6 protein-coding genes are annotated in these 5,305 nt (G+C 62.4%); 2 read left to right on the plus strand and 4 right to left on the minus strand.

Annotation, left to right across the window (positions count from 1 at the left end):
* Both AC1DWI_RS13060 and purT read right to left on the minus strand, forming a co-directional pair.
* Window positions 1-817 (minus strand): mechanosensitive ion channel family protein (locus AC1DWI_RS13060; RefSeq protein WP_477724978.1); only part of this gene is annotated, 817 nt, incomplete at its 3' end.
* Window positions 818-839: 22 nt separating this feature from the next.
* Entirely contained in the window at window positions 840-2,072 is a 1,233-nt protein-coding gene (gene purT, locus AC1DWI_RS13065; RefSeq protein WP_477668613.1) for a formate-dependent phosphoribosylglycinamide formyltransferase, read from the minus strand.
* 239 nt (window positions 2,073-2,311) lie between these two features.
* Between purT and AC1DWI_RS13070 the strand changes: the two genes are divergently transcribed.
* Both AC1DWI_RS13070 and AC1DWI_RS13075 read left to right on the plus strand, forming a co-directional pair.
* A complete protein-coding gene (locus AC1DWI_RS13070) occupies window positions 2,312-3,103 on the plus strand; it encodes an alpha/beta hydrolase (protein WP_477724979.1) in 792 nt (263 codons plus the stop codon).
* 272 nt (window positions 3,104-3,375) lie between these two features.
* Entirely contained in the window at window positions 3,376-4,188 is an 813-nt protein-coding gene (locus AC1DWI_RS13075; protein ID WP_477668615.1) for a siderophore-interacting protein, read from the plus strand.
* 230 nt (window positions 4,189-4,418) lie between these two features.
* Here AC1DWI_RS13075 and AC1DWI_RS13080 read toward each other — a convergent pair whose 3' ends face one another.
* Complete coding sequence (locus AC1DWI_RS13080; RefSeq protein WP_477668616.1) at window positions 4,419-4,802, minus strand: VOC family protein; 384 nt, start codon at window positions 4,800-4,802, stop codon at window positions 4,419-4,421.
* A gap of 223 nt (window positions 4,803-5,025) precedes the next feature.
* The coding region (locus AC1DWI_RS13085; protein WP_477724980.1) for a peptidase associated/transthyretin-like domain-containing protein at window positions 5,026-5,305 on the minus strand (280 nt) is incomplete at its 5' end.

Consider the following 5,305-nt stretch of genomic DNA (forward strand, 5'->3'; position numbering starts at 1 on the left):
GCGGGGCCAGGGGCATGCGGTAATCGACCCAGAGAAAGACGGTGCCGATGATCTGGGCGCCGGTGCGCGTCCAGTTCTGGAACGGGTTTTCAATGAACCACTGCAACGGAACGATCAGGCGCCGCTCGTCCCATATCTTCAGCACCACATACGTGCCGGTGATCTCCTCCACCCGACCCCATTCGCCCTGCACGATCAGCACGTCGTCCAGGCGGATGGGCTGCGCCAGCGCCAGCTGCAGGCCGGCAATCAGGTTGCTGAACACGGGCCGGGCCGCGATACCGATCACCAGCCCCGCCACACCCGCCGAAGCCAGCAGGCTGGCCCCGAATTGGCGCGCGCCGGGAAAGGTCATCAGCATCAGGGCCAGCCCGGTCAGCAGCACGATGAACATGGCGGTGCGCGCCAGCATGCGGGTCTGCGTATGGATGCGGCGGGCATTGAGGTTGTCCTCCACATCGACCGGGTGCAGGCCGATCACCCCCATCGCGGCCCCGCGCGCCGCGCGCATGCCTGCCCACGTCAGGGCGGCGAGCAGCAGCAGGCCATTGGCATGGCGCACCCCGTTGATCAGCGGAAAGGTATCCGGCGCGCTGTGCCAGACGATCTGCAGGGCAATCAGGGGCAGCAGCACCTGCACCGGAGAGCGGCATTGTTCGGCGACCCGGGCCATCACCGGCATGGAACGCGTCAGCCGCAGGACAACAACAGCGCCTATGGTGTGCGCCACCAGCGCCAGAACGATGCTGATGCCGGCTGCCAGCAAGACGTGCAGCGATGAGTCGTCGGCCCAGGAGATGAGCRCAGAGAGGTTCATGCCGCAGTCCTCGTCATAGGGGTCAGCCTTTCGGCGCCCGGGGCTTGACCCGGGACGCGGCCAGCTTGGCGTTGTGGCGCGCCACCTCCACGTCGGCATCAAACGCCAGCGCCACGCCCATACGGCGTTTGACAAAACTCTCAGGTTTGCCGAACAGCCGGATGTCGCTGTTGGGCACACGCAGTGCATCGGCCACGCCGTCGAACACGATGCCCTTCGCATCGACGCCGCCATAAATCACGGCGCTGGCGCCCGGGCTCTTGAGCGCGGTGTTGACGGGCAGGCCCAGGATGGCGCGCGCGTGCAGTTCAAATTCGTTTTGCCACTGGGTGCACATCGTCACCATGCCGGTGTCGTGCGGGCGCGGGCTGACTTCGCTGAACCAGACGTCTTCACCCTTCACAAACAGTTCAACACCGAAAAGGCCCAGTCCCGAAGGTTTGCCGTCAAAGCCCAGCCCCAGGTTGTCCGTCACGGCCTTGCAGATGTCGCGGCATTTTTTCAGCGCGTTGGGGCGCATGGGGTGCGGCTGCCAGCTTTCCACATAGTCGCCRCTGACCTGGATGTGGCCGATGGGCTCGCAGAAATGCGTTTCGATGCTTCCGTCGGCGCCCACGGCTCGCACAGTGAGCTGCGTGATCTCGTAATCAAAATCAATAAACCCTTCAACGATCACCCGGCCGTGGCTGACACGGCCGCCGGCCATCGCGTAGTCCCAGGCTTTTTTGACGTCTTCGGGGCCGGAGATTTTGCTTTGGCCCTTGCCCGACGAGCTCATCACCGGCTTGACGACGCAGGGGTAGCCCGTGGTGCCATCGATGGCGGCCTGCAGCTCTTCCAGCGAATCACAAAACTTGTAGGGGCTGGTCGGCAGGCCCAGGGTTTCGGCGGCCAGGCGGCGTATGCCTTCGCGGTCCATGGTCAGGCGCGCGGCACGCGCCGTCGGGATCACGCGCACCACACCGGCGGCCTCAAGCTCTTCGAGCATGGGTGTAGCAATCGCTTCGATCTCTGGCACCACCAGATCGGGCTTTTCTTTTTCAATCAGCGCCTTGAGCTGCGCCGGGTCACTCATGGTGATGGTGCGCGCATGGTGGGCCACCTGCTGGCCCGGCGCGTTGTCATACCGGTCGGTGGCGATGGTTTCAACGCCCAGGCGTTGCAGGGCGATCAGCACTTCCTTGCCCAGCTCGCCGGAGCCGAGCAGCATGACTTTGGTGGCGTGGGAGGAAAGCGGGGTGCCGATGGTGGTCATGAGGGAGGTTCGATAGAGGGGTGTCGAGTTGCAAGCAGATTCAGGCTCAAATTATCGCAGGGCACCAGCCCTGACCACGACCAGGCCGGCACGGACTGCGCAAGGGCGCCTCTTGAAAATCGTCCGGCAAAGCCAAATGGCTTTTCGAAGCCACAAGATTAAATTACGATGATGCACTGTAGAGCTGGCTTGGGCACAAGAGCTTCAAATACCTTATACATATGGAGGGGCGCGCAGCCGTGAATACATTCACCAAGTTTCTGGCAGCCATGGTGCTGCTGATGTGCCTGAGCGTTCAGGCTGACACGGGCGCCATCGGTGTGGTCGTCATGCACGGGAAAGGCGGATCCCCTTCCAGGCTGGTGTCTGATTTGGCCTCCTCGCTTCAGGGACGCGGTTTTCAGGTCGAAAACATCGAAATGCCCTGGTCTGCGCGAAGGGGCTATGACGTCAACGTGGCAACTGCCGAAGCCGAAGTTGAATCTGCGATCAACCGCCTTCGGACAAAAGGTGTCAACAAGGTATTTGTTGCAGGCCACAGCCAGGGCGGAATATTCGCTCTTTATTTCGGGAGCAAATACAAGGTGGACKGCGTGGTCGCCATCGCGCCTGGCGGCAACGTTGGAAGCACTTTATTTCGCGAGAAGCTCGCAGAGGCGTTGTCCCTGGCTCGCAAGAACCTTGACGAGGGCAAGGGTGCGGAGAAAGTTCAGTTGTCAGATTACGAAGGCAGCAAAGGTGTCTACCCCGTGGTCACAACGCCAGCCAGCTATCTGACATGGTTTGAGCCTGAAGGTGCGATGAACCAGGTCAACGCCATGAAGGCATTCAAGGCCGAGACGCCCGTGCTTTACATCGCACCGGTCAATGACTACCCAGCGTTGGCGCGAGCCAATGGTCAACTGTTCGAACTCCTGCCGAAGCATCCACTGACCCAGCTCTATCAACCGGCGTCCAGTCACCTCAACGCACCGGCCTCGTCAGCCCAAGCCATCGGTGACTGGATGAGTACGGTCTCGGGCAACAAGTAACCCCATTGGTCCGCCCAGCCCTGGGCAGACCTTCGACTGCCCTTTGCGCCGGTTCTGGTCGCCCCTTGAGGCGCTTGCGGAGGTTGGCGCGCTGTCTTTCGGGCTATTGGCTACCCATGAGCTGCGGGCACCTCGCGCTGCGGGGCGATGAGCAGGACGCAAGCCACCGTCTTTCCCCCTTCAATCCACCAGCCCATTGCAATCAGATGATAATTATTCTCAATTAGAGTTTTAACCTTTGGGCAGCGCGATGCCTCGCCCTGAAAGACACCATGTCCACAATACCGCAGGCCACCGCCCCTTCTCCCGAGACCGCACCGCGCAAGCGCCGGCCGCCACGCCACGTGCAGGTCACTCGCGTGCAAACCCTGAGCCCGCTGATGCGCCGCATCACACTGCAAGGCGCGGAACTGGAAGGCTTTGAGGTGGCCGACCCGGCCTGCTACATGAAGCTGATTTTTCCCGAGCCGGGACAAACCGAGCCTGACCGTCCCTTGCCCGATGGCCCGCGAGCGAAGTCCATGCGCACTTACACGCCGCTGGCGGTGCGCAGCGATGTGCTGGAAGTCGATGTCGATTTTGTGCTGCACGGCGATGGCCCCGCATCCACCTGGGCGGCGCAGGCGCAGCCGGGCCAGGTGCTGTATTTGATGGGCCCAGGCCCGGGCTACAAAGTTCAGCTGGATGCGCCCGCGCATTTTTTGATCGGTGACGACAGCGCCTTGCCCGCGTTTGAAACCATTCTGGCCAGCTTGCCCGCGAGCGCGCAAGTTCAGGTGCTTGTCGAGGTGGTGGACGCAGCTGAAGAGCGCCCGCTGCAAAGCACCGCCAAAGTGAATGCCCAATGGGTCGCCCGTGGCGCCGACAACAACAAGGCCGGCCAGGCACTGGAAGCCGCGTTGCGCAAAGCCGGCGCACCCGCACCCGGCACGCGCATTTACCTGGCCTGCGAGGCGGCGGCCATGCGCCGACTACGCCAGTTGCTGATTGAAGAGCTGGGTGTGGAACGCAGCAGCATTGTGGGCCGTGGCTACTGGAAGTTGGGGACCATCAACCACCCGGACCATGATTACGGCGAGGATTGAGCCCCCACGCTCCCCCACTGCGTGTGGGTCGCTGCCCCCCCGAGGGGGCCGCCCGCCTGTGGCCCGGCAAAGCCGGTTCCACGGCTCATGCTGGGTTTAAGAGTTCAGTAGGCGTGATCAGCGTCGGGTATTTCGCAAGCGGGGGCCGAGGGTCCGGCTTCGCCGGCCCCAGGCGCCGCCCCCTTGAGGGGGGAACAGGCTACACGCAGTGAGCCTGGACGGGGGTGGATTCATCTTCGCGCATAACTTACCGTGAGCATCTCCCACTGGTGCCCCTCGGGCTCGTTCCAGTAAATGCCTTTGCCGCCAAGGTACGTGCTGACCTGCATGTCCATGGGGCCGCGCACCGAGCTGCGGTACTTGATTCCAGCCGCCTGGATGCGCCCCAGGATCGCATCGAATTCCTGCTCGCTCACGCGAAAGCAGAAATGCTCGACGGGAAAGTCTTCGTCGGTGTCGATGAAGTCCAGCGTCAGGCCTTCGTTGATGAAGACAGCCGAGAAAGGTCCTATCGTGGTTTCAGCCCACGGCACGCCGAGCAGCTCTGCCAAGGACCTGGCCGAAGCCACCTTGTCGCGCGCCGATACGATGAAGTGGTCCAGATGAATGGTCATGGCAGGCCTCTTGATGGTGTTGGCCTGTTTTATAGCGCGGGCGGGCCACGACTGTGCACCGGCGTGCGTAACAACCTTCATGGCGGCATTGCCGCCATGGCCGCGTGGCTGTAGCCTTACGAGCAGTTCTTATGAGAAAAATGGCTGCAGACCAATAGGGACGAGCGCAATCAGCTATCTAATTAATAGCAATCAAGGCCGGCCGCTCAACCCCGGTCCACGCTCACAGGTCGAAGAACACTGTTTCCTTGCCGGCGGCGCTGTCCTGCATGCGGATGTCGAATCGGTATACCGCTCCGGCCCCCGTCATGTCGCGTTGGGCAACCAGGGTGCTGCGCCGTTCGGCCGGCACGCTTGCCAGCACCGCGTCTTTGCTGTTCGCCCCCGCTTCATCATCAAAGTAGATGCGCGTGAACGTATGCACCAGCAGGCCGCGCATGGTGACGCAGACGTTGATGAACGGTGCTTGCCCCGCCACCGCACCGGGCTTGACGGTGAAGAAC

It is taken from the genome of Polaromonas sp. P3_C2, assembly GCF_056402675.1.